21 protein-coding genes are annotated in these 23,331 nt (G+C 60.2%); 12 read left to right on the forward strand and 9 right to left on the reverse strand.

Annotation, left to right across the window (positions count from 1 at the left end; genetic code table 11):
• Positions 1–8: 8 nt before the first annotated feature.
• On the reverse strand, positions 9–569 hold the full coding sequence (locus AAC850_RS12800) for a hypothetical protein (RefSeq protein WP_340589200.1): 561 nt from the start codon (positions 567–569) through the stop codon (positions 9–11).
• Positions 550–1,269, reverse strand: a complete 720-nt coding sequence (locus tag AAC850_RS12805) for a response regulator transcription factor (protein WP_340589201.1) — start codon at positions 1,267–1,269, stop codon at positions 550–552. The genes AAC850_RS12800 and AAC850_RS12805 overlap by 20 nt, the downstream gene beginning before the upstream one ends.
• 233 nt (positions 1,270–1,502) lie before the next feature.
• Here AAC850_RS12805 and bioB point away from each other — a divergent pair, with 233 nt between their 5' ends.
• Genes bioB through AAC850_RS12825 form a run of 4 tightly spaced genes read left to right on the forward strand, consistent with a single transcriptional unit; the run spans position 1,503 to position 5,598 of the window.
• Positions 1,503–2,558, forward strand: coding sequence for a biotin synthase BioB (bioB, locus tag AAC850_RS12810; protein ID WP_340589202.1), 1,056 nt, complete (start codon positions 1,503–1,505; stop codon positions 2,556–2,558).
• Between the two features lie 6 nt (positions 2,559–2,564).
• Entirely contained in the window at positions 2,565–3,719 is a 1,155-nt protein-coding gene (locus tag AAC850_RS12815; RefSeq protein ID WP_340589203.1) for an aminotransferase class I/II-fold pyridoxal phosphate-dependent enzyme, read from the forward strand.
• Positions 3,716–4,342, forward strand: a complete 627-nt coding sequence (bioD, locus tag AAC850_RS12820; protein ID WP_340589204.1) for a dethiobiotin synthase — start codon at positions 3,716–3,718, stop codon at positions 4,340–4,342. The genes AAC850_RS12815 and bioD overlap by 4 nt, the downstream gene beginning before the upstream one ends.
• Positions 4,339–5,598: an adenosylmethionine--8-amino-7-oxononanoate transaminase gene (locus AAC850_RS12825; RefSeq protein WP_340589205.1), complete on the forward strand. Its 1,260-nt coding sequence runs from the start codon at positions 4,339–4,341 to the stop codon at positions 5,596–5,598. Before bioD ends, AAC850_RS12825 begins: the two co-directional genes overlap by 4 nt.
• On the opposite strand, the gene maiA is transcribed toward AAC850_RS12825, so the two are convergent.
• The gene (gene maiA / locus AAC850_RS12830; protein ID WP_340589207.1) at positions 5,595–6,227 is read right to left on the reverse strand and encodes a maleylacetoacetate isomerase; all 633 of its coding nucleotides are present in this window, start codon (positions 6,225–6,227) and stop codon (positions 5,595–5,597) included. The two genes, AAC850_RS12825 and maiA, sit on opposite strands and share 4 nt — an antisense overlap.
• A 101-nt stretch (positions 6,228–6,328) precedes the next feature.
• Here maiA and hmgA point away from each other — a divergent pair, with 101 nt between their 5' ends.
• The 3 genes from hmgA to AAC850_RS12845 all read left to right on the forward strand — a co-directional run bounded on the left by hmgA (position 6,329) and on the right by AAC850_RS12845 (position 9,683).
• Positions 6,329–7,609 (forward strand): homogentisate 1,2-dioxygenase, encoded by a 1,281-nt coding sequence (gene hmgA, locus AAC850_RS12835; protein ID WP_340589209.1) that lies wholly within the window; start codon positions 6,329–6,331, stop codon positions 7,607–7,609.
• Positions 7,606–8,898 (forward strand): fumarylacetoacetase, encoded by a 1,293-nt coding sequence (gene fahA / locus AAC850_RS12840; RefSeq protein WP_340589210.1) that lies wholly within the window; start codon positions 7,606–7,608, stop codon positions 8,896–8,898. Before hmgA ends, fahA begins: the two co-directional genes overlap by 4 nt.
• Positions 8,899–8,981: 83 nt before the next feature.
• On the forward strand, positions 8,982–9,683 hold the full coding sequence (locus AAC850_RS12845; protein WP_340589212.1) for a pirin family protein: 702 nt from the start codon (positions 8,982–8,984) through the stop codon (positions 9,681–9,683).
• 34 nt (positions 9,684–9,717) lie between these two features.
• Here the strand turns inward: AAC850_RS12845 and AAC850_RS12850 are convergent, their stop codons facing one another.
• Genes AAC850_RS12850 through AAC850_RS12865 form a run of 4 tightly spaced genes read right to left on the reverse strand, consistent with a single transcriptional unit; the run spans position 9,718 to position 14,399 of the window.
• Positions 9,718–10,914, reverse strand: coding sequence for an ABC transporter permease (locus AAC850_RS12850; protein WP_340589226.1), 1,197 nt, complete (start codon positions 10,912–10,914; stop codon positions 9,718–9,720).
• Positions 10,915–10,922: 8 nt separating this feature from the next.
• Entirely contained in the window at positions 10,923–11,645 is a 723-nt protein-coding gene (locus tag AAC850_RS12855) for an ABC transporter ATP-binding protein (protein WP_340589213.1), read from the reverse strand.
• Positions 11,646–11,652: 7 nt separating this feature from the next.
• Positions 11,653–12,954 (reverse strand): efflux RND transporter periplasmic adaptor subunit, encoded by a 1,302-nt coding sequence (locus tag AAC850_RS12860; RefSeq protein ID WP_340589214.1) that lies wholly within the window; start codon positions 12,952–12,954, stop codon positions 11,653–11,655.
• Positions 12,951–14,399 (reverse strand): efflux transporter outer membrane subunit, encoded by a 1,449-nt coding sequence (locus AAC850_RS12865; protein ID WP_340589215.1) that lies wholly within the window; start codon positions 14,397–14,399, stop codon positions 12,951–12,953. Before AAC850_RS12865 ends, AAC850_RS12860 begins: the two co-directional genes overlap by 4 nt.
• Before the next feature lie 541 nt (positions 14,400–14,940).
• On the opposite strand from AAC850_RS12865, the gene AAC850_RS12870 reads away from it, so the two are divergent.
• From AAC850_RS12870 to AAC850_RS12880, 3 genes are read left to right on the forward strand one after another with little or no spacing between them, the layout of a single operon-like run.
• Positions 14,941–16,263 (forward strand): TolC family protein, encoded by a 1,323-nt coding sequence (locus AAC850_RS12870; protein ID WP_340589216.1) that lies wholly within the window; start codon positions 14,941–14,943, stop codon positions 16,261–16,263.
• Positions 16,260–18,389 carry an ATP-binding cassette domain-containing protein gene (locus AAC850_RS12875; RefSeq protein WP_340589217.1) on the forward strand — a complete coding sequence of 710 codons (2,130 nt, stop codon included), beginning with the start codon at positions 16,260–16,262 and terminating at the stop codon, positions 18,387–18,389. Before AAC850_RS12870 ends, AAC850_RS12875 begins: the two co-directional genes overlap by 4 nt.
• Positions 18,386–19,540 carry a beta-barrel domain-containing protein gene (locus AAC850_RS12880; protein ID WP_340589219.1) on the forward strand — a complete coding sequence of 385 codons (1,155 nt, stop codon included), beginning with the start codon at positions 18,386–18,388 and terminating at the stop codon, positions 19,538–19,540. The genes AAC850_RS12875 and AAC850_RS12880 overlap by 4 nt, the downstream gene beginning before the upstream one ends.
• Here AAC850_RS12880 and AAC850_RS12885 read toward each other — a convergent pair.
• Complete coding sequence (locus AAC850_RS12885) at positions 19,506–20,318, reverse strand: heme-dependent oxidative N-demethylase family protein (protein ID WP_340589220.1); 813 nt, start codon at positions 20,316–20,318, stop codon at positions 19,506–19,508. The genes AAC850_RS12880 and AAC850_RS12885 overlap by 35 nt on opposite strands.
• A gap of 32 nt (positions 20,319–20,350) precedes the next feature.
• Positions 20,351–21,226: an alpha/beta hydrolase gene (locus tag AAC850_RS12890; protein WP_340589221.1), complete on the reverse strand. Its 876-nt coding sequence runs from the start codon at positions 21,224–21,226 to the stop codon at positions 20,351–20,353.
• Between the two features lie 266 nt (positions 21,227–21,492).
• On the opposite strand from AAC850_RS12890, the gene AAC850_RS12895 reads away from it, so the two are divergent.
• Together AAC850_RS12895 and AAC850_RS12900 are read left to right on the forward strand one after the other, a co-directional pair.
• The gene (locus AAC850_RS12895) at positions 21,493–22,044 is read left to right on the forward strand and encodes a class I SAM-dependent methyltransferase (protein WP_340589222.1); all 552 of its coding nucleotides are present in this window, start codon (positions 21,493–21,495) and stop codon (positions 22,042–22,044) included.
• 4 nt (positions 22,045–22,048) lie between these two features.
• The gene (locus AAC850_RS12900; RefSeq protein WP_340589223.1) at positions 22,049–23,179 is read left to right on the forward strand and encodes a CaiB/BaiF CoA transferase family protein; all 1,131 of its coding nucleotides are present in this window, start codon (positions 22,049–22,051) and stop codon (positions 23,177–23,179) included.
• Positions 23,180–23,331 lie beyond the last annotated feature (152 nt).

Below are 23,331 nucleotides of genomic sequence, written 5' to 3' on the forward strand. Positions count from 1 at the left end.
CGTTGGCCCTAGTTGCTGGTTACGGCTTTACTTGCGTCAACGACCAGCACATTGGCGAGATCAACGATATCGTCCTCGCCTATCTCGCACTCAGTGCTCTCTCCCACGCCGCGATAGACGATCTCGCCATCGCTACGATCGAGGAGCACGAGGGTGGCGCGCAACCGCTCCCCATCGCAATTGTCGAACAAGCCGTTAGGCCGAGGCGTTGATTCCCATATCACGCTCTCTGCATTTGAGGCGGCCGGATCGGCTACCCCTGTCTGCCCGTCCCGCACAGCAATGGCGAAAGCCGCGACAAGCGGAGCTTCGCTCGTTGTTTCGATAGAATGGGTGGCCAGTGCAGCATCCAGTGCGCGACCGAATGACGCCCGCAATGAGCCATCCGCTTCTACCTCGGGCATCTGAACCGCATGGCCTTCTGGTAATCGCCCCATGGTCGAAATGATGCTCGGCGGTTCGGTAACGGTGCAGCCAGCAAGCAAAGGTGCCAGCACGCTGGCCAAAACGACAATCCGCCGGGATTTACGGCGAACGCTCGTCGCAAGATCAGGTGTCGGCTCTTCCATTATTTTCGCCCTCTTCGAAAAACGCATCCATGCGATAGCCGAAGCCGAAGACAGTTTGAATGGCAAAGCCGTTATGCGGGCGCAATTCCAGTTTCGAACGCACGCGGGACACATGCATATCGAGTGTACGCGTAGCGATATCGCCGAGATTTCCCCAGATTTGCGAGAAGATATAGCTGCGTGAAAGCGGACGGTTCAGGTTTTCGAAGAACAGCGCCGCAACCTTGAATTCCTTCGCTGTCAGCTTGATCGGTTCGCCATTACGCTCAATCTCATTGTTCAGCCGATCGATGCGGTACTGGCCATGAGACTGAAATCGTTCCGGTTTTGCGGTAGAGGAATTGCGGCGTGCCGCTGCCTCGATGCGGGCGATGATCACCTCTTCGCTTTCCGGCTTGATGATGTAATCGCTTGCGCCCTTTTCCAGCCCACTGACGATATCGGCCTTGTCGGAGCGGCTGGTAATCAGGATGAAAGCGGGTGGCTGATCGAGGTTATCGCTGCCCCAATCGACCACCTCAAGGCCTGTCGCGCCCGGCATGTTCCAATCGACCAGAACAACGTCATAAGTTTCGCGACGCAATGCGACCTGCAAATCCTTGCCGTTTCGAAAACTGTCAAAAATATACCCGGCATTTTCCAGATAGGAAGAAAGTTGCTGGAGAACTTCCTGGTCATCGTCTGCAATCGCTACTCTCACGTCCCAACCCACTTGTATGAAATTTTTTACGGAGCGTCAGTTCGTATGAACATTTTCGGTCAATAGCTAGGATTCCGCTCCGAAATGGACACTAATTGACGTGATTTTACATTTGTAAAAAGGCTGACGGGGATCGGGTGCGATAATGTGCCGCCGCCCGGCGCGCCTGCGATAGATCGGATGCAGGCAATGGCCCGCTTTACCTCCGGCTGCTTTTTCGCCATGCGGTGACCATGGAATCGACAGCAAGCAGCACGCCACCCATCCGCACCGACTGGACGCGCGAGGAGATTGCATCCCTCTTCGAACTTCCTTTCACTGAATTGCTTTTCCGCGCCGCACAGGTCCACCGTGCGCACCACAGCGCGGACGAAGTGCAACTGTGCACGCTGCTCTCCATCAAGACCGGCGGTTGTCCTGAAGATTGCGGCTATTGCTCGCAGAGCGTCCATGCCGACAGCGGTGTGGAGGCAACCAAGCTGATGGATGTGCGCCAGGTGCTGCAGGGTGCGGCGCAGGCGAAAGACGCAGGCAGCCAACGCTTCTGCATGGGCGCGGCGTGGCGTAACCCGAAAGACCGCGACATGCCAAAGATCGTCGAGATCGTGAAAGGCGTGCGCGAAATGGGGCTGGAAACCTGCATGACGCTGGGAATGCTCAGTCCCACGCAGGCGGACCAACTCGCCGAGGCGGGCCTCGATTATTACAATCACAACGTCGATACCGGGCCGGAATATTACGACCGGGTCATCACCACGCGCAATTATCAGGACCGGCTCGACACGCTATCCAATGTGCGCGAGGCGGGGATCAACGTATGCAGCGGCGGTATAGTTGGCATGGGCGAAACGCGCGATGACAGGGTCGGCTTCGTCCATACTCTCTCCACGCTGGAGCGGCATCCCGAAAGTGTGCCGGTCAACGCGTTGGTGCCGGTGAAGGGTACTCCACTTGGCGATATGCTCGCTGACACACCGCTGGCCAAGATCGATGATATCGAATTTGTCCGCACGGTTGCGGTCGCTCGCATTGCGATGCCCTTGAGCATGGTGCGACTGTCAGCCGGGCGTGAGAGCATGAGCGATGCCACGCAGGCCTTGTGCTTCATGGCAGGTGCCAATTCGATCTTTACCGGCGACAAGCTGCTGACCGCTCCGAATGCAGGCGACGATAGCGACGCGGCGCTGTTCGCGCGGCTCGGCCTGAAGGCGATGGCTGGTGAGGAGCCGATGCGCGCAGCCAACAGTTGTGCTGGTGCTTGTCAAAGCGAAAGCGTGCCTGCCGAGTAGGCTGCGATGCACGACAAGTTTGCTCAGGCCATTGCGGATCGCAAAGCGAGCAACCGTCATCGTGTTCTGCGACCTGTAGAGCCCGTCGCACCCGGGATAGTGCGGCGCGATGGGCGCGAACTGCTCGACTTCTCCAGCAATGATTACCTCGGCCTTGCGCATCACCCGGAATTGGCGCGCCGCGCGGCGGATTGGGGCGAACGCTATGGAACGGGCGCGAGAGGTTCGCGGCTAGTGACTGGCACGCTGTCCGTTCACCGCGACATCGAGGCGCGTGTTGCCGCCTTCAAGGGCATGGAATCGGCATTGCTGGTCGCCAGCGGCTGGCAGGCCAATGCAACGCTAATACCGGCGCTCATGAAGCTTGTGCCCGGCGCTGCAGTGTTGGCCGACTGGCTGATCCACGCGAGCATTCATCACGGTATTGCTGCATCACGAACAAAACATCACGGCTACCGCCACAACGATCTCGATCATCTCGAAGATCTGCTGTCCGATCACGGTGCGCGTGCACCTTCGCGGATCATCATTACCGAAAGCGTCTTCAGCATGGACGGAGACCGCGCTGATCTGAAGCGGCTGGTCGCCATTGCCCGCAAGCATGATGCGCTGCTGGTTGTCGATGAAGCGCACGCGACCGGAGTGCTGGGCAAGGGTGGGGCCGGACTAACCGCCGATCTGGTCGACAAGCCGGACATCGTGATGGGCACTTTCAGCAAGGCCTTCGGCAGTTTCGGCGCTTACATTGCTGCGTCCGAAGAGATTTGCGATTATCTCGTGAACGCGGCATCGGGGTTCATCTACACGACCGCGCCGCCACCGCCGGTTCTGGGAGCAATCGATGCGGCTCTCGATCTTGTGCCGGGAATGGATGCTCAGCGCGCGCATCTGGCACAGCTTGCAGGGCGGTTACGAGCCGGTCTTGATGGTCTCGGCTTGGATACCGGCTTATCCGATACGCAAATCGTGCCGGTAACAATCGGGACCGAGGCGAAGACCATGAGTATCAGCGCAGCATTGGAAGATGCAGGCGCGCTCGGCGTTGCTATCCGTCCGCCGACCGTGCCCGAGGGCCAGAGCCGGGTGCGCTTCTCACTTTCGTCAGCGCATACAACCGACCATGTTGATCGCGTGATCGAGGTAATGGGGAAGTTGGCATGACTCGCGGGTTCATCGTTACGGGGACGGATACCGGGATTGGTAAGACGATCTTCGCCGCCGGACTGACTGGAGCGCTTTCGGGTGCATACTGGAAACCGGTTCAAAGCGGCGTTGAAGACGGCACCGATACGCGCTCTGTCGCGGAATTGACGGCAGGACGCGATGTCCGGATCATCCCCGAGGCTTATTGTTTCGAAACGCCTTGTTCGCCGCATGAAGCCGCACGGATCGATGGCGTCACGATTGACTTCGACCGGCTGGCCCTGCCGGAGGTCGATCGTCCGCTGGTCGTAGAAGGCGCAGGCGGGGTCATGGTGCCTTATACCGACGATACCCTTGCGGCTGATCTGTTCGCTCACTGGGGCTTGCCCGCAATCGTTGTGGCGCGCACGACGCTGGGAACGATCAGCCATACTCTGATGACGCTGGAGGCACTGCGAGAGCGGGACATCCCCGTGGCCGGTGTCGCTTTTGTGGGAGAGGAGGAGCCCGTCGCGCAATCGGCAATCGACCGCTTCGGCACTGCGCCGCAACTGGGACGCTTGCCGCTTCTCGATCCGCTCGACGCGCCGGCTCTGCAGCGCGCCTTCGCCGCCAATATCCGCATGGACCTGCTCGCATGAGTAAGCGCTCTCCGGTCTGGCATCCGTTCCACCAGCACGGCCTGGAAGAGACAATCCCGCTGGTCGAGCGCGCCGATGGTGCGTTGCTTTACACGGAGGATGGGCGCGAAGTCATTGATGCGATCAGCAGTTGGTGGGTGACAACGCATGGCCACAATCACCCGGCAATAGTCGCGGCGATCCAGGAACAGGCGGCGCGGCTCGACCAGCTGATCTTTGCCGGATGGACACATCGGCCGGCCGAGGATTTGGCGCGCGGATTGACCGCGATCATGCCGCCAGAACTGGAGCATGTGTTCTTCTCGGACTCGGGCTCAACCGCGGTTGAGGTTGCGCTCAAGATGGCCTTGGGCTTCTGGAGCAACAACGGCGATCCGCGCGACCGTATCCTGGTGCTGGAACACAGCTATCACGGCGATACGATCGGCGCGATGAGTGTGGGAGAGCGCGGTGTTTTCAATCGCGCTTACAGTCCCTTGCTGTTCGATGTTGACACCATTCCTTTCCCGCATGCGGGACGCGAGGATGCGACGCTCAGTGCGCTGGAAGAAGCCTGCCGCGTAGGCAATGTCGCTGCCTTTATCGTCGAGCCACTGGTTCTCGGTGCAGGCGGGATGCTGATGTATTCGGCGGACACGCTGCGAGAGATGCGGGTAATTTGCGCGCGCCACGATGTGTTGTTCATTGCCGATGAGGTGATGACCGGATGGGGCCGGACGGGAACTTTGCTCGCTTGCGAACAAGCTGGCGTGACACCGGACATCATGTGCCTGGCCAAAGGCCTGACGGGCGGCTCGATGCCGCTTGCAGTTACCATGGCAACTGCCCCGATTTACGATGCGCATTACTCGACCGATCGTTCCAAGCTGTTCTTTCACTCCTCCAGCTTCACCGCCAATCCTATCGCCTGCGCTGCGGCCAACGCGAACCTCGCGATCTGGCGTGACGAGCCGGTGCTTGACCGCGTTGCTAATCTGGCTTCGCGGGAGAAAGCGGGCTTTGATGTGCTCGCGGCGAAACATCCGATAACCAATCTGCGGCAGACCGGCAGTATCATAGCAATGGACGTGGACGTTTCCGACACTGGCTATCTTGCCGATATCGGACTGAAGATGCGGGAGGGATTTTTCGCACGCGATATCCTGCTTCGCCCGCTCGGAAACACGATCTACCTGATGCCGCCATACTGCATTACCGAAGGGCAATTGGGCCAGATCATGTCCGCCATCGACGAGACGCTTTCCGAAGTTCTCTAATGCGCGTCCGGCTGTTGGTCGGGATGGGCGCGCTGGAAGGCGGGAAGGGCATTGCAGGTTTCCTCGATGCGCACCATTCTCGGGCAATCCGACAGATCGAAGCTGAAGCGCCGTGCATTGTAGAGTTGCGGAATGAGGACGGCTTCGAACAGCCCGGGCTGATCGAACAGGAAATCACCTGTATCGAGCTGCGCCAGGCGGCGCTCAACAGGATGCAAGGTTTTCGCCAGCCAGTGGCGGTACCAGATATCGACTGTTGACTGTTCGTGGCCGAGTTCGTTCTTCAGATACTTCAGGATCGGCAGGTTGAGAGGGGCGTGGAGTTCGGTTGCGATGGCGTAAGCGAGTTCGCGCGCGGTGAAGCGATCCTCGATGCCGGTCGGCAACAAGGTGTCATCGGGATAGCGTTCGTCCAGCCATTCGATGATTGCCATGCTTTGAGCCCGGTCGCGCCCGTCGGCTTCCAGCATGGGGACCGTCGCGAAGGGGTTGCGGCTGGCAAAGGCCTCGCCCTTTTGCGCGCCCTCAAGCAGGTTTACCGGATCCTGCTCGTAATCGAGGCCCTTCAGCTCCAGCGCGCATCGCAGGCGATAACTCGTCGAGCTGCGCCAATATCCGTACAGTTTCATTCGGCACCTCTTTCCACTTCGCCCGTTGCCCCTGTAAGACCATTGCGGAAAAGGGCCAAGCGGGGCATGAGACCAGAAGGTTTCATGTGAGACTAATTACGATGGACTATCAGACGGGATTTCTCAATCACTTCGCGAGCCAGGCGGTGGATGGCGCTCTGCCCGAGGGCCGGAATTCGCCGCAGCGCCCGGCTTTTGGCCTCTATGCAGAGCAGTTCAGCACCAGCGCCTTTACCGCGCCGCGCGCAGAGAACCGTCGCAGTTGGCTCTACCGGATGCGACCGACAACGGAGCATGGCGCTTTCCAGCCGTATGCCGGCTGCAATCGCCTGTCGGCGCCTGATGGTTCGCACACAACGCCTAATCGCCTGCGCTGGGATCCGCTTCCCATGCCGGAAGGCGAAGTCGATTTCGTCGACGGCATCGTCACCTATGGCGGCAATGGCGGTCCATCCGAAGACGGCATCGGCATTCACCTTTTCGCTGCGAGCGCCAGTATGGATGCGCGCGCCTTCCAGAATAGCGATGGCGAGATGCTTATCGTCCCGCAGCAAGGCGCGCTGCTGATCACGACCGAGTTGGGCCGGATGGATGTACCTCCCGGTTACATCGCGGTCATACCCAAGGGCATGCGCTTCCGCGTCGAGCTGAGTGATGGTCCATCGCGCGGCTACATCTGCGAGAATTTCGGCGCACCGTTCCGCTTGCCGGACCTCGGCCCGATCGGGGCCAACGGTCTTGCCAACCCGCGCGATTTCGAAGCGCCTGTCGCATGGTTCGAAGACCGCGATGAAGATTTCGAGGTGGTCCAGAAATTCAGCGGCAAACTTTGGCACACCGCAATAGATCATTCGCCTTTCGATGTGGTTGCATGGCACGGGAATTCTGCGCCCTATCGCTATGACCTTGCACGGTTTAATACCATCGGCACGGTCAGTTTCGACCATCCCGATCCCTCTATCTTCACCGTGCTCACCAGCCCAAGCGACACGCATGGAACCGCCAATTGCGATTTCGTGATTTTCCCGCCCCGCTGGATGGTCGGCGAGGACACATTCCGGCCACCTTGGTTCCATCGCAATGTGATGAGCGAATTCATGGGGCTGGTTCACGGCGAATATGACGCGAAGGAGGGCGGCGGTTTTGCCCCCGGCGGCGCGAGCCTCCACAACCAGTTTAACGGCCACGGACCCGATGTCGAAAGCACGGCCAAGGCGATGGAAGCCGACCTCAAACCCACCAAGCTCGATAACACGCTGGCCTTCATGTTCGAAAGCCGCGCGATCATCCATACAACCGACTTCGCCATGAATGGCGGCCTCCTGCAGAGCGACTACGACGCCTGCTGGAGCGGATTTCCGAAAGCGAGAACACCTGAATGACTCACACAATCGACCACACCCACGATGCTTCCGCCACCAGTTGGGTGGAGAGCGCCAATGGACATGCCGATTTTCCGGTGCAGAACCTGCCATTCGGGGTTTTCTCGACCGACGGAGAAGACATGCGCGGCGGCGTAGCCATCGGCGCCTTCGTGCTCGACCTACGCAATGTGCTCGACGCCGATTTGATCGAGGATGAGCGCGATTTGTTACACTACGCATCGTTTGCCACGCTCAACGATTTCTTCGCCATCCCGGGAGGCCCGGCGGAGCTTCGCGGCAAGCTTTTCACCGCCCTGACCGACGCCAGCTATCGTGATGCGATGGAGCCTTGCCTTGTACCAATGGCCGATGTGCAGATGCACCTGCCTTTCGAGGTTCACGACTACACCGATTTTTACACAGGCATTCATCATGCAATGAACATCGGCAGCCTGTTCCGTCCGGATAATCCGCTGCTGCCCAACTACAAGCACGTGCCCATCGGTTATCACGGCCGCTCGTCATCCATCCGCGTGTCCGGAACGCCTGTGAAGCGCCCGACAGGCCAGCAGAAACCGGCCGAAGATGGCGGTACGCCGGAGTTCGGTCCATCGAAAAGGCTCGACTACGAGCTGGAGATGGCGATCTGGGTCGGGCGCGGCAACGAACTTGGCGAGCCGATCCCTGTCGGAGAGGCCGAAGAGCATATTGCCGGGATCTCGATCCTCAACGACTGGTCGGCACGCGACATACAGGCGTGGGAATACCAGCCGCTAGGTCCGTTCCTTGCCAAGAATTTTGCTTCGACGGTATCGCCCTGGGTGGTGACGATGGATGCGCTCGCGCCATTCCGCGCGGCACAGCCGCCTCGGGCCGAGGGCGATCCGCAACCCCTTCCGTATCTGCAGCACGATACTTCCGCAGCGGCTTTCGGCATCACGATGGAAGTGCTGATCACGACTCCCAAGATGCGCGAGAAAGGCGATGCGCCGCACCGTTTGAGCAAGGGGCCGATGACAGCAATGTACTGGACTGCCGCGCAGCTTCTCGCCCACCATTCGGTCGGCGGGTGCAATCTCCAGCCGGGCGATTTGCTCGGCACCGGCACGCTCACCAGCGGCGACGAAGGCGGTGAGGGCAGCCTTATCGAGCTTACCGAAGGCGGAAAGAAGACCATTTCGCTGCCCAATGGCGAGGAGCGCAAGTTCCTTGAAGATGGCGATGAAGTGATCATGACCGCCTATGCCGAGAAGGATGGGTTCGCGCGGATCGGGCTGGGCGAATGCCGGGCGATCATCAAGGGCTGATAGTCGCGCTTTAGGCTGCTGAAGAAACGGCGATATTGCGGGCTGGTGCGCGCTACCCATCTTCCTTGCAAAGGAGATGCACCATGATCGAAGTTCGTACATTCGACAGTCTTGGCGGTGCTAATCACGGTTGGCTCGATGCCAAGCACCATTTCTCGTTCGCAAGCCACTACGATCCTGACCGGATGTACTGGGGCGCCATCCGCGTGTGGAATGATGACCGGATAGCCGCCAACAGCGGCTTTCCGCCGCACCCGCACGACAATATGGAAATCGTCACCTACGTCCGCTCGGGCGCGATCACGCATAAGGACAGCCTCGGCAATGAAGGTCGCACCGAAGCGGGTGATGTGCAGGTGATGAGCGCCGGTACGGGAATTATTCACGCGGAATACAATCGTGAAGACGTGGAAACGACGCTTTTCCAGATCTGGATCTTGCCCGATCGCGACAAGCTGAACCAGCCGCCCAAATGGGGTGCGAAGCCCTTTCCCAAAGGGGACCGTGCCGGAAGCTGGGCCGTTTTGGCGAGCGGGCATGCTGACGATGCTGATGCGCTTTCAATCAATGCCGACGCGCGCGTTGTCGGGGCGACCGTGAAAGCGGGCGAGGCTATCGACTACCAGCTCAAGGGCCGGAAGGCTTACCTCGTTGCGGCAACCGGCAGCGTGGAGGTGAATGGCGAATTCGCCAACGAGCGCGATGGGGTCGCGATTGCCGATCTTGATACAATCACGATAAGCGCACTTGAAGACAGCGAATTGGTGCTGGTGGAAACCGCATGAAACAGGGAGCCGCGCCGGGCAACGGCGCGGCCCCTCATTCGTGCCGCAGCGCGTCTATCGGGTCGAGCTTGCTGGCGCGGTGCGCGGGGTAGTATCCGAAGATCATCCCCATAACCGCGCTGAATACGAAGCTCATGATGTTCACTGCCGGGCTGAAGATAAACGGCAGGTCGATGGCGGTGGAAATCCCGAACGACAGCGCAAAGGCGAGGAGAATTCCGATCATCCCGCCAAAGCAGCAAAGCACGACTGCTTCGGTGAGGAACTGGAGCCGCACTTCGCGTGCCAGAGCACCGATCGCGAGGCGAATTCCGATCTCGCGTGTTCTCTCGGTGACGCTTACCAACATGATATTCATGATCCCGATGCCGCCTACCAGAAGGCTGATCGCGGCGATTACAGCCACCACAAGCGTCATCGTGCCGAAGACGGTGTTGACCGTTTCATTGATCTGCGCGGTATCGACAATGTTGAAATTGTTGTCTTCGCCTTCCTGGATGACGCGCCTTTCGCGCAGCAGGTCGATCAGTTGCTGCTGGATCGTCGCGCTGGAATAGGCAGGATCGTATTTCACCACAAAGAATTGCACATCCGTGCTGCCGGTAAAGCGGCGTTGCACGGTCTTCAGCGGCATGAATACGACATCGTTGGCATCGCCGCCGCCAACCGAACTGCTGCGTTCGTCGACAATGCCCACCACGCGGCAGGACACATTGCCGACGCGCATTTCTTCGCCGAGCACTTCATCCGCAATGAAGATCTCCTCGACCAGCGTCGGGCCAAGGATGCAGACGCTTTCACCGCGTGCAATCTCTTCCGCATTGAAAGCACGGCCTTCAACGACATCGATCGATTGCGCGCTGAAGAATGCAGGGTCCGCCCCCTGAACCGTCGTTTGCCAGTCTTGCCCGTTGTGGAACGCTACCGCGTTGTTCGAAACGGAACCGGCCGCGTGCTCGACCCCGGCGATCTGGTTTTCGACCGCTGTTATGTCGGCGCCATCGAACGGTGGTGGCGAAACATTTGGATCAGAGCGGGTGGGGAAAACGATATAGACATCAGAGCCGAGGCCCGAAATATCTTCCTGCACGCTCGCGGTCAGACCCTGGCCGAGCGTCACCATGGTGATCACCGATGCGACACCGATGATGATACCAAGCGTCGTCAGGAAACTGCGCAGGATATGCCGACGTATTTCTCGCAGGGCGAGCAGCAGAGTGGCGCCGATCATGCGCAGCATCAGGCGTGCTCCTCTAACGGGGAACCGGATTTATGGCCGCGCACAATGTTCTCGACCAAGCCATCGCGGAAACGCACGATCGTTCGCGCATATTCGGCCATTTCTTCTTCATGGGTCACCATCAGAACCGTAATGCCGGTGTTGCTGAGGTCGGTCAGCAGTTCCATGATTTCCAGCGAACGCTCGGTGTCGAGGTTGCCGGTCGGCTCGTCCGCCAGCAATACGTCCGGGTCCGACACCAGCGCACGCGCGATGGCGACACGCTGCTGCTGGCCGCCTGAAAGCTCTGCAGGTGTATGCGTCGCCCAGGGCAGCAGGCCCACTTTATCCAGCGAACGCTCGGCAGCTTCGCGGCGAGCTTTCTTGGTCTCGCCGCGATAGAGCAGGGGCAGTTCTACATTTTCGAGCGCGGTGGTGCGCGCCAGCAGGTTGAATCCCTGAAAAACGAACCCGAGATAGCGCCGCCGCAGTAGCGAACGCTGGTCGCGGCTCAACGCCTGGACCTCCACGCCGCGAAAGCGGAAGATACCGCTGGTCGGTACATCGAGGCAGCCGAGGATGTTCATCGTAGTCGACTTGCCCGAACCCGAAGGCCCCATAATCGCGACGAAATCACCGCGGTCGATCTTCATGTCCACGCCCTTCAGCGCCTGGAATGCGGCTGGTCCGGAGCCGAAGGTCTTGGTAATGCCTTCCAATTCGATGAGCTTGTGGTCGGTCACCCCTCAATCACCGTCCGCCAGCGCGGATGCCGGTTACGATAGCCATGCCCGTTTCAAGCTCGTCCGAAGTGACGACCGTCATGCGGCCATCGCTCTGGCCGGTAACGACTTCAATGGCGCGCAATGTGCCATCTGCTTCCACCGAATAGACCGTCTGGCGGCTGCCCACCCCGATGGTCGCTTCGTCATTGCGCTCCAGGCCAAAGTTGGGATCGTCGAAGATGCCGGGCTCTTCATCTTCCTCATCGGGGTCGAAGCGGAGCGCGCTGTTCGGAACGAGCATTTGCTGGCCGGTGCTTTCGGTAGCGATGGTCGCGGTGGCGGTCATGCCGGGACGGAGCAGGCCTTCGTCATTGCCCACGATCAGCCGGGCTTCGTAGCTCACCACCTGCTGGCCTTGCTGTTGTTGCTGGCTTTGCAGCGCGATGTTGTTCGAAGCGAGATCGACACGTTCCACAGTCGCGGGGAATCGGCGGCCGGGATAGGCGTCCACGGTAAAGGTTGCTTCCTGTCCCGACTGCACTTGTCCTACGTCTGCTTCATCGAGATCGACGCGAAGCTGCATGACGGCAAGGTTTTCGGCCAGTACGAACAGGGTTGGGGTGTTGAAGCTGGCCGCCACGGTCTGTCCGGGCTCAACCTGACGTGCGAGCACCACACCGGAGACGGGGGAGCGGATGACCGCGCGGTTGCGATTGGTCTGCGCTGTCGAGAGCTGCGCCTGCGCCGAGGTGACATTGGCACGCGCTGCCGCGACGCTGGCACGGCCGCGATTGACCGCCGCCTCGGCCTGCTCGATTTCGGCCTGCGCCGGAACGCGCCCACCCGAGAGGCGCTGCACTTCAAGCAGGCGGTTGAGCTGGGCCTGATCGCCGTCGAGCGTTGCCCGAGCCTGCGCCACTTGTGCACGGGCGGCGTTGAGGTTGGCTCGGCCCTGGGTGATCTGGTCCTGGATGACATCGGTATTGATTACCGCGAGCACCTGGCCGCGGGTCACCTGGTCGTTCACGTCGACAAGGATCTCATCGATCCGGCCCGAAACTTCAGAACCGACTTCCACCTGGTTTGTAGGCCGCAGATTGCCTGTCGCGGTAACCGAAAGGTCGAGCGAGCGCGATTCAACCTCCTGCGTGATGTAATCGGGCGTTTCTTCGCCGCCGGTGCATTGCGAAATGCCGAAAATGACCAGAAGTATGAGCACCGCGAGCGCCCACCAGCGCTTGCGCTTGTACCACTTCTTGGGTTTGCCCTCGTCGAGATAGCTCTCGATGTCGCCGGTATCGTCGGTGGCAGTGTCGGTCTGGCTCATTCGGGAATCCTGTCGGAAAAGCTGTTAGCCGCAACTGGCAGCGGAAAATCATAATCTGCACCTGCCCAGCCGCCGCCGAGCGCCTGTGTGAGACGGACAAAAGCTATGGCACGATCAGCTTGTGAGGAGACGAGGCCGTTGCGTGCCGAGAGCAACTGGTTCTCGGACGTCAGAAGAGTGCGGAAGTCGGTCAGCCCTGCCTGATACTGGCTACGTGCGAGCAATGCGGAATTGTTCGCAGCGTCGACAGCCTCTTCGTTGATTTCCACGCGCTGGTCGGCGGTGCGCTGATCGACAGCGGCGCTTTCGACGTCTTCCAATGCGTTCAGGATCGCCTGTTCCCAGCTGGCGAGCGATGCCCGTGCTCCTGCTTCCGCGCTGTCTACTTGTGCCTGCGTCCGCCCACCATCAAAAAGCAATTGGCTCACACCCGCGAACAGATTTCCGGTAATGACGTCGAATAGGCTGCCCAGATTGGCCTGCCCGGTTCCGATTGAACCCGACAAGCGCACGAGCGGAAGCAATTGAGCGCGCGCTACGCCGATGCGCGCACTGCTGGCAACCAGATTGGCCTGCGCCGCGCGCACATCAGGTCGACGCTCCAACACCTCGGTAGGCGCTTCGAACCCGGCGAGCACCTGCGGATTGGGGACAGGTGCTGGCTCGGTAGCGATGATTTCGTCCAGAACACGGCCGGGCAGTTCCCCGATCAGCGTCGAGATGGCGTTGGCCGTGGAAGTAAGGCTGCTTTCGAACAACGGAATGCTGGCGGCGGTCGAAGCACGTTGGGCGCGGGCCTGTTCGACATCAAGGCTGGAAACGAGTCCTGCCTGGTTGCGCCAACGCGCAATTTGCAGGTTATCGTCCTGATAGGCGAGCGTGCCACGTGCGATCTCAAGCTGCTGTGCGGTTGCGCGGGCGTTGATGGTGGCAATGGCTACCTGCCCCACGATCAGTCGTTGTAGATCAGCGAGGGAATAGCCGGAAGACGCCAGATCGGCCTCTGCAGCGCGCACACTTCCGGAAATCTGTCCGAACAGGTCCATTTCCCACGAGGCGTCCGCGCCAAGCGAGAATTGGGCTCCATCGCGGGCGAAATCGCCAATATCGCGGTTGACCCCACCAGAAGCGCCAACATTCGGAAGATAACCGGCTCGCGCCTGCACCAGCGAAGCGCGGGCCTGATCCAGCCGGGCTGCACTTACCGCAAGATCGCGGTTTTCGACGATTGCCTGTTCGACAAACTCCGAAAGCAGCGGATCACCCAGCAACGTCCAGTATTGGGTAAGGTCGGTCGAAATGGGAGCGGGATCGCTTTGTGCCCAGTCGGTCGGCATCGCAACGGTTGGCGAAGGCACTTCGACCTGTGCGGTTGCACATGCGCCTAGCAGCAGCAGACATGGGCCGAGCACAAATAGCCGCGCACATTCGCCTTCATTAGGCATGAATTACCGTCCCCCGAAGTTCGATCCCGTAAAACCCCTAGCGAGCATTGCCGCTTGTTCCAATTACGAGATTGTCATTTCAAAACTTTACACACAATTCAGAGGTTATTGCGCAACATTGCGAATGTTACGAAAGACTCCGATTTTGGATCACCCATTGCGAAAATCGCACTTGATTGACCGCCTTCTTTCGTTGCGGCTGAAACGAATTAGCGAAACTATCTATCGAGCAACCGCTGATCTCGCTCTATCAAAGTGTATTATACAGATAACACTCCCGCGCTAGTTGATCTGACCTGACCTCTCGCAGCGTGGCCCCATTGCACCGGACGGTGAATGCATTTGGCCGATGGCAAATAGTTTGTTGATTTGAATTGCCGAAATGTCGAGAAGATGCAGATCGATTACTCGCGTGTGGCCAAGTGGTCCGTTCCCGGCGGCGGCATTGGGTTAGGTGTCGCATTCCCTTTAACGAATTGGATTGATGCGCATTTTTGTCAGAACTGTTGCAAGCTGTGCCCTGCTCGCCATCGCGGCGGGCGTGAGCGCACAGGAAGCGCAGCTGCCACCGGGGGCGGAAGGCGCGTCCGTTACGGGCCGCGCATACGGCCCGCCCTCGCATGATGCGCAAATATTGCGCGGCCCGGCTCCCGTGGCCATCCCCGATCCACTCGATGTCGCAGCAACGCTCGCTGCAACTACCCATCCCTTGGTTGACGCGGCCGAAGCGGAGGCTGACGCGCTCGATGCCGACCTGCGAGTTGCGCGTTGGCAAAGATATCCCAGCGTCTCAGTAGAAGCGCTTGCCGCAACCGAGGGATCGTCCTTCGCCGACCAGGACGGGTTTGCGCTAAACGCCGTGCTTGAACAGCCAATTTGGGCAGGTGGGAGGCTCACCGGGGAGATAGACCGCGCTCGCGCGTCGCTGCGTGTGGGAGAGAACCGCGTGGGCGAGGCGCGGCGCGACATCGTGCTCCGGGTGATATCTGCCTATTACGAATACGTGATGGCAGCAGAACGCGTGTCCGTCCTTCGCAGCAGCCTTGCCGAACACAATGATCTGCTCGCGGCTATCGGGCGGCGGGTCGATCAGGAGGTTTCACCGCTTGCCGACCTCACACTGGGTCGCTCGCGAACCGCGCAAGTCGAACTCGATCTCACCGTGATCGAAGAGGCGCGTGATGCCGCATCGCTGAGCTTGCGCGAGTTGACCGGCGGGGTGGTCGTTGAACCGGTCCTGCCACCACCCGGCATCGCCAGCACCCTCCCGCCTGAAGATATCGCGCTTGCAGAAGCGCTTGCCTGCAGCCCCAGCCTGGACGCGCTGACCGATCTGATCGCTGTCGCACAGGCCCAGCGCGACATTGCGAAATCACAGCTCTGGCCACAATTGCTGCTGCAGGTATCGCAAAACGAAATCACCGGCGCACGTGCCGCGCTGGTCCTCCGCGCCCAGCTTGGCCCGGGCAATTCGCAGGTCACCGCCATCGAGGCGACCGATGCGCGTATCCAGCGCGCGATTGCCCAATTCGGTGAGACAGAGCGTGTGCTGCGTGAACAGCTGCGCCGTGATTACGTGCTGGTTCGCGCGTCAGAGCGGCGTATCGCTTCGGGCGTGATTGCCGCCGATGCCGCAGACGAGATCATCGCCAGCTACCAGCGCCAGTTCATTGCCGGGCGGCGCAGCTGGCTCGACGTGATGAACGCCACACGCGAAGCAGCCAGTGCGCGGCTATCAGAAAGCGATGCACGCGTAGGCTCTGCTGCTGCGACTGCGCGGATACTTGCGCTATCTTGCCGGTGGAAGCCTGAAGCAGGTGCGGCTACAGCGATCGGCGAGAACGGGTTTGGGGAAACGCAGTGACTGATGGCAGCGCGGAACGCGCGGTAGAAAACTACGCGAGAGCCACCGGTAAACCCCTGTCTCCGCATTGGAATCTGGAATTGCGCGAGGTCGATCTGGCCGACGGCATTGACGCGCTGCCTGGCCTTATCGCAGTGCTCGGCTGGGAACCTGCCCGCCGCATCGAAGGTCGTCCCAGGCCCGACCAGTTCCCGCTCATAGTCTATGACAACACCAGCGGCTGGGCGGTGGTGCAGCAGTGGGACGGCGATGATGTGATGTCGCTGGTAGGCGAGCGATCCGTGCTGCCCTACGATCCCGAACAGCGTTTCTTCACCATGTACCTGCCCGATCCGCTGTCGAGCGATGGCGGCAAGGCGATCTCGGTTTTCTGGCGTGCGATCAAACGGCGCAAGCAACCACTCGTCATGGCGGGGCTGGCGACCGTGTTCGCCAATCTGCTGACACTGGCAACTTCGCTCTATTCGATGCAGCTTTATGACCGGGTGATCCCGCTGGCGAGCTACGATACGCTGTTCGTGTTGACCGCCGGCGTGGCTTTCGCCTTGCTGCTCGACTTGTGCCTTCGCAGCTTGCGCGCGCTTCTGATCGAACGCGAGGCGCAGGATATCGACGCCGAGGTGAGCGAATTTTTCTTCGCCCGTGCACAGGCCATCCGGCTCGATGCAAGGCCGCCCGGCATCGGCACCATGGCCTCGCAATTGCGCGGTCAGGAACAGGTTCGGCAGGTGATGTCGTCCGGTTCGCTGTTCATGCTGGCCGATCTGCCATTCGCAATCTTCTTCATCATCGTCATTGCCATGATCGGCGGGCAATTGGCGCTGGTGCCTGTCATCAGCCTGCCGGTTGCGCTGATCCTCGCCATGATCCTTAGCAAGATCATCCGCAACGGTACCGACCGCGCGCAGGTGAGTGGTAACCGCAAGAACGGAATGCTGGTTGAATCGCTTGATGCGACGGAGACTGTGAAGGCCAATCGCGGTGGCTGGTTCATGATGGGTCGCTGGAACCGGCTGGTGCGCGAAATTCACCATTACGAAATGCCGGTGAAGAAGGCTTCTTCGGTGGCCGGTTCGCTGTTCTCGACGCTCCAGCAGACGGCCTATGTCGCGATCATGGGGTGGGGCGCCTATCTCGCCTCGCAGGGCCAGATCACGACTGGCGCGCTGCTCGCGTGCTCGATCATCGCCGGACGCATCAACGGCCCGCTGGTCGCGCAATTGCCCAATCTGATCGTTCAATGGGGCTATGCGCGATCCTCGCTCAAGGCGCTCGATTCCATCATGAACCTGCCGCTTGATCCGGCAAGTGGCGCAGGCGCGCTGCGGCCCGATCATCTCGAAGGCGGATACGAGATCAAGAACGCCGCTTTCGTGTATCCCAACACGCAGCGCCCGGCGCTGGAAGTCGAAGCTTTGAAGATCGACGCCGGCGAACGGGTCGCGGTGATTGGCGGCATCGGGTCGGGCAAGTCGACCTTGCTCAAGCTGATGAGCGGTCTGTATTCACCGCAACAAGGTAGCGTGCTGCTGGGCGGGTTGGACCTGTCGCTTGTGGCGGAAGACATCGCTCGCCGCCATGTCGGCTATGTCTCGCAGGACGCGCGCCTAATAAACGGCACATTGCGCGATAACCTCGCGATGGGACTTGGCGATGTGTCGGACGAAGAAATCATGGAAGTGGCGCGCGAGACGCGGCTCGATGCCATGATCGCTTCCCAGCCCGACGGTCTGATGTTGCAAATCCAGGAAGGCGGGCGCGGGCTGTCGGGCGGACAGCGAGCCATGGTCGGCATCAACCGATTGCTGCTTTCCAGGCCCAAGATCTGGCTGCTGGACGAACCAACCGCATCGCTCGACCAGATGACCGAGAGCGCCGCGCTCGAAGCGATTTCTGCAGGGCTGGACGATGATTCCATCATGGTGATGGTGACGCACAAGCCGCAATTGCTGACGCGCTTCACCCGCGTGATCGTGATGGCGAATGGCAGAGTCGTGAAGGACGGGCCTACGCAGGACGTGCTGCGCGACTTGGCGCCTCGCAAGCTTGCCGAAAAGCAGGATGGTGCGGCCGAAACCAAGGGAACGGTCACTTCCTCCATCAAGACAAACAAGAAGGCCTCATGATGATGCGATTGCGGCCTTCCCACTGGATCATCATCGCAATCAGCGTGACGCTGGTCGGCTTTATCGGCTGGGCTCAATGGGCCGAACTGGATCAGGTCACACGCGCCCCGGGCCGCGTAGTGCCCTATGCTCGCGTACAGGTCGTACAGAGCGAGGAAGGGGGCGCGATTGCCCGAATCAATGTGCGCGAGGGTGATCTGGTACGCGCCGGCGATTTGCTGGTGGAACTCGATACGGTGCAATTGACCGCAGGCGTAGCCGAAGCGCGCGCACGTGTGGCGGCGCTGCAAAGCCGCATGGCCCGCATCGATGCCGAATTGTTCGACAAGGCACTGACCTTCCCCGTCAGCTTGCGCGACTTTCCTGAATTCACTTCAAACCAGCGGCAGTTGTTTTCCCGGCGCCGGGCTGCCTTGCGCGCCGAGATCGGCTCGCTCCAGAACATGGCACGGCTGCAACAGGAAGAGCTGGACCTGAACCAGCCACTGGTGGAAACCGGCGATGTCGCCCGCTCCGAAATGATCCGGATGCAGCGCGCGATTGTCGAGACCGAAGGGCGCATCTCGAACATCCGCGCCCAGTATATCCGCGATCTGCAATCCGAGTTCGCGCAGACCGAGGAAGAACTCGTCGCAGCGCAGCAATTGCTTACCCAGCGGCAGGACAGCCTGCGCGCCGCATCCCTTGTCGCCCCGACCGATGGCATCGTGAAGAATGTTCGGCTCACAACCGTGGGCGGCGTCCTGCGGCCTGGTGACGAGGTGCTGCAGATCGTGCCGACGGGCGAGCGGTTGATCGTGGAAGCGCAAGTGCCGCCGCGTGACATCGCCTTTGTCCAGAACGGCCAGCGCGCCCGCGTTAATTTCGACGCCTATGACAGCGCAGTCTACGGCTCAGGCGATGGCGAGGTCGTCTATATCAGTCCCGATACTCTGTCCGAGCAGCGCGATGATGGCACCGCAAACGTCTATTACCGGGTCAATCTTGAAGTCGATACAGCCACGATGCGTCCGCGTAACGAAGGTCAGACTATCGATCTTCAGCCGGGAATGACGGCAACCGCGGAAATCCTCACCGGCAGCCAGACCGTGTGGGAATATCTTACCAAGCCGCTACTCAAAACAACCCGCGATTCGATGCAGGAGCGCTAACTGCAAAGGCCTGCAGTTGCGGCGCGAAATGCGCCGCTCCCCGGCGTTCTGCCTCTTCTGGCGGTATCGTCTGCACAGCCTGAGCCATGCGTTCAATATTGGCTGGCGAAAGCGTGCCGAGCGGCGCGACATAAACGCCGATCGTGAACAGGATTGCGCCTGTCTCGGGCAATTTGCGAAGCGTCTGACGCTCGCTCCGGATGAATAGCGTCTCACCGGCATTTTCGGGCGTGACATGGGCAAAGGTGATTTCGGGTGGCTGCGTATCAATCCATCGCAGGTCAGCCGTTGGACTGACGAACCAGTTGCAGCGCCCGAAAATCCGGCCCGCTTTCAGTCTGGTCATGAAGTGGTCCACCCCGCTGGCTAGCTGGTCGGCATAGCCGTGGATCGGCTTGTGCAGGCCGACAAGCGGCAGGCCGATCTTGTCCGCGGGGTGCCAGTCTGTCGGGAAGGCGACCGCCGCCCCGATCAGGCGATAGGTTTGACCCGTCTCATCTGGCTCTAGAAGGCACATGTCTTCCCAGGCAGAGCGTGCCGCACCCTCTAGACCGCCGTCTACGCCAAGCATCGCCGCAATTTCTTCGCCCGCTGCCACCGCGCGCTGTGTGAGTTGGACGCTGTCAGGATGGGTATCGAAACTTGCCCTTCTCGCCGTAAGGTCAGGCTCAGGCTGCAGCCATTCGTCTTCCAAAAGTGCGGTCAGCCCCATCTTGAGCGCTCCGCCCCCGCGTGCACGAGGCAGCAAGTCATCGACCGAAAAGCCAAGTGAAGCCATGGCTATTGCCTAACCCATGAACGCGGGCATTGCTATTGCCCGGCAGTCGTTTCACGCCTCGCGAAGTCCGCCATATCGTCCAGCACCGGAGCCTTGCCGCGCAGTGGCCGGGAGAGGGCGATGACGATGTCGATGTGATCGACATCCGCATAGCGCACCAGTTCGGCCTCGACACCTGCCTCTTTCAGCCGCGCAGCGAGCGCTTCGGAATTGCGGGGTTTCACGGTCGTATCATCCTCGCCCGTCAGCAGCAGTGCGGGCGGGGCGGTTTCGTCTGCGAAGGTGACAGGTTGCGTGGCCTCGGGCTCGCGCCAATCACCAAACGCCGCCACCGTGGATGGCGTGTCGAAGGGATAGAAATCATACGGGCCCGCAAGCCCGATCAGCCCCGCTACCGCTGCACGGTCCTCGCCGAGCCACTGCGGGTCGTTCGCCAGCATCGCCGCGATGTATGCGCCTGCGGAATGGCCTGCTAGCACGATCTGCTCACTATCTCCGCCGTATTCCGAGATATTTGCACGCACCCAGCGCACCGCCTGCGCCCCGTCTTCGACGAAACCGGGAAACCGTACTTCGGGCAAAATGCGGTAATCGGCGACGACAGTCACGAACCCCCGCGCTGCAAGCGCCCTTCCGGCAAAGGCATAGCCATCGCGCGAGCCGCTGTTCCAGCTGCCGCCGTAGAACCACACGATGACAGGACGCGGTCCGTTATCATCGTCGTGCGGTGCGTAGATATCGAGTTTCTGGCGCGAATTCTCGCCATAGGCGACTCCCTCCACCACGAGACGGCTGCCGCTGTCCTTGGGCACGAGCGCATTGAATGTGTGAAGCGGCGAGTAAAAGTAGGATATGCCGACCCCGATGATGGCGATCAGCGGGAGAGCAATGAGGGCTGCTTTGGCCATAGTTTTGTTCTGCGTTCCATTGCCCAGAAAATGATCGGCTTGGCCTAGTCTGCGGTGCACCTTCCTGGCAAGTTTTGCCGTGTCAGTGGACTATCGCACAACAAGGCAATTCACGCCTCAATGCGAATACGATGGTGACGATTCGGCCGCGCTGTGCCAATCGGAACCGACCAAAAGCTAGAACCACAAAGGGTTGACCGTTTCCAATGGATGTATCGGTTTACGAATTCAAAACGACGGGCGCAGCGCATTCGCATGGATATCTGATGCCGGCGCTTGAACCGCTATTGGACCAGTACGCGAATACCGAGCGGGTGTTCGAACTGGGTTGCGGAAACGGTTCGACCGCAGCTCACCTTCAAGCGAAGGGATATTCCGTAACCGGCATAGACCCGTCAGCGAGCGGGCTTGCCGTCGCGACGGAGCGCGGACTGGACCTGCACCAGGGCTCGACCGAGGAAGATCTCGCTGCCCGCTACGGCAAATTCCCCGTCGTAATAAGCCTTGAAGTGGTCGAACATGTGTTTTCGCCCAAGCTTTACGCAGAACGGATCCACGACCTGCTCGAACCGGGCGGTGTCGCGATCATTTCAACGCCCTATCACGGTTATCTCAAGAACCTTGCGCTTGCGGTCACTGGCAAGATGGATGGTCACTTTACGGCTCTTTGGGAAGGTGGCCACATCAAGTTCTTCAGTCGCGATACACTCGGAACCCTTTTCCAGCGCGTAGGCATGGAAGAAGTCGATTTCAGGCGTGTAGGCCGTATTCCGCAGCTCGCCAAGTCGATGATCGGCGTTTACCGGAAAGCGGGCTGAACACGTGAAAACTGCACCGCTGAAGGGCCTGAAGGTCGTCGAGCTCGCACGCATTCTGGCCGGGCCATGGGCGGGTCAGGTTCTTGGCGATCTGGGCGCCGAGGTCATCAAGGTCGAAAGCCCCGAAGGCGATGACACGCGCGGCTGGGGGCCGCCGTTCGTCGATCGTGCCGATGGCAGCAAGGATGCCGCCTATTTCCATGCCGCCAATCGCGGCAAGGACAATATTATCGCCGACTTTACCGACCCCGAAGACCTCGCACGGGTAAAAGCACTGATTGCAGATGCCGATGTGGTGATCGAGAATTTCAAGCTGGGAGGCCTGAAGCGGTTTGGCCTTGATTACGCCAGCCTGTCTGCCGTCCATCCGCGACTGGTTTACTGCTCCATCACCGGCTTCGGACAGGATGGCCCCTATGCTGCGCGAGCGGGATATGATTTCATAATTCAAGGGATGAGCGGCATCATGGACCTGACGGGGGAACCCGACGGGCCGCCGCAGAAAATCGGCGTGGCCTATGCCGACATCATGACCGGCTTATACGCCGTCATCGGTATCCAGGCGGCTCTGCATCAGCGAGAGAGCACCGGGCGCGGACAGCTCGTCGATATGGCCCTGTTCGATGTAATGGTCGGAACGCTCGCCAACCAGGCGATGAACTACCTGGCAGGGGGCCGCAATCCAAAACGGCTGGGCAATGCCCACCCCAATATTGCCCCGTATGAAGCTTTTCGCGCGAAGGATGGCTGGCTTATCGTCGCGGTGGGAAATGATCGCCAGTTCGAACGGTTTTGTGACGTGATCGACTTACCTAAGCGCGAAGAATGGAGCACCAATGCCCGGCGCGTGAAGAATCGTGAAAGTCTGTCAGCCTCGATCAGTCGCCGGATAGCTGAATGGGAGCGTGACGCGCTTCTGGACAGGCTGGAGGCGGACCGAGTCCCCGCCGGCCCGATCAACAGCGTCAAACAGGCGCTGTCCGATCCGCAGATCGAAGCGCGCCGCATGGTCGTGGAGCTGGAGGGAGGCCTTCAGGGCCTGCGCACACCAATCCGTTTTTCCGATGCGGATCTTGCGCTCGGCAAAGCTTCTCCGACATTGCAGGACGCTGGCGAAGACAAGGAACAAGCCTAGTTCGGCTGCAGAGTACGTGACATTGAATTGCCATCGTGTATCTCGCTGTGCGGGTCCGACGATGTGCTCCGGTCAGCACCCAAACAAAAGGGGCCGGGAGATTGCTCTCCCGGCCCCGTTTTGTTGGTTTGCCGTGAAGGCTGGGCTTACAT

The sequence above is a fragment of the Erythrobacter alti genome (assembly GCF_037996805.1).
In the GTDB taxonomy this organism is placed as follows: domain Bacteria; phylum Pseudomonadota; class Alphaproteobacteria; order Sphingomonadales; family Sphingomonadaceae; genus Alteraurantiacibacter; species Alteraurantiacibacter alti.

Bases quoted from the DNA above. Each gene is read 5' to 3' on its own strand.
- AAC850_RS12800 (WP_340589200.1), bottom strand. From the start codon at position 569: ATGGAAGAGCCGACACCTGATCTTGCGACGAGCGTTCGCCGTAAATCC.
- AAC850_RS12885 (WP_340589220.1), bottom strand. From the start codon at position 20,318: ATGGCTTCACTTGGCTTTTCGGTCGATGACTTGCTGCCTCGTGCACGC.
- hmgA (WP_340589209.1), top strand. From the start codon at position 6,329: ATGGACTATCAGACGGGATTTCTCAATCACTTCGCGAGCCAGGCGGTG.
- AAC850_RS12865 (WP_340589215.1), bottom strand. From the start codon at position 14,399: ATGCCTAATGAAGGCGAATGTGCGCGGCTATTTGTGCTCGGCCCATGT.
- AAC850_RS12825 (WP_340589205.1), top strand. From the start codon at position 4,339: ATGAGTAAGCGCTCTCCGGTCTGGCATCCGTTCCACCAGCACGGCCTG.
- bioB (WP_340589202.1), top strand. From the start codon at position 1,503: ATGGAATCGACAGCAAGCAGCACGCCACCCATCCGCACCGACTGGACG.
- AAC850_RS12895 (WP_340589222.1), top strand. From the start codon at position 21,493: ATGCCGGCGCTTGAACCGCTATTGGACCAGTACGCGAATACCGAGCGG.
- maiA (WP_340589207.1), bottom strand. From the start codon at position 6,227: ATGAAACTGTACGGATATTGGCGCAGCTCGACGAGTTATCGCCTGCGA.
- AAC850_RS12815 (WP_340589203.1), top strand. From the start codon at position 2,565: ATGCACGACAAGTTTGCTCAGGCCATTGCGGATCGCAAAGCGAGCAAC.
- AAC850_RS12860 (WP_340589214.1), bottom strand. From the start codon at position 12,954: ATGAGCCAGACCGACACTGCCACCGACGATACCGGCGACATCGAGAGC.
- AAC850_RS12850 (WP_340589226.1), bottom strand. From the start codon at position 10,914: ATGATCGGCGCCACTCTGCTGCTCGCCCTGCGAGAAATACGTCGGCAT.
- AAC850_RS12890 (WP_340589221.1), bottom strand. From the start codon at position 21,226: ATGGCCAAAGCAGCCCTCATTGCTCTCCCGCTGATCGCCATCATCGGG.
- AAC850_RS12845 (WP_340589212.1), top strand. From the start codon at position 8,982: ATGATCGAAGTTCGTACATTCGACAGTCTTGGCGGTGCTAATCACGGT.
- bioD (WP_340589204.1), top strand. From the start codon at position 3,716: ATGACTCGCGGGTTCATCGTTACGGGGACGGATACCGGGATTGGTAAG.
- AAC850_RS12880 (WP_340589219.1), top strand. From the start codon at position 18,386: ATGATGATGCGATTGCGGCCTTCCCACTGGATCATCATCGCAATCAGC.
- fahA (WP_340589210.1), top strand. From the start codon at position 7,606: ATGACTCACACAATCGACCACACCCACGATGCTTCCGCCACCAGTTGG.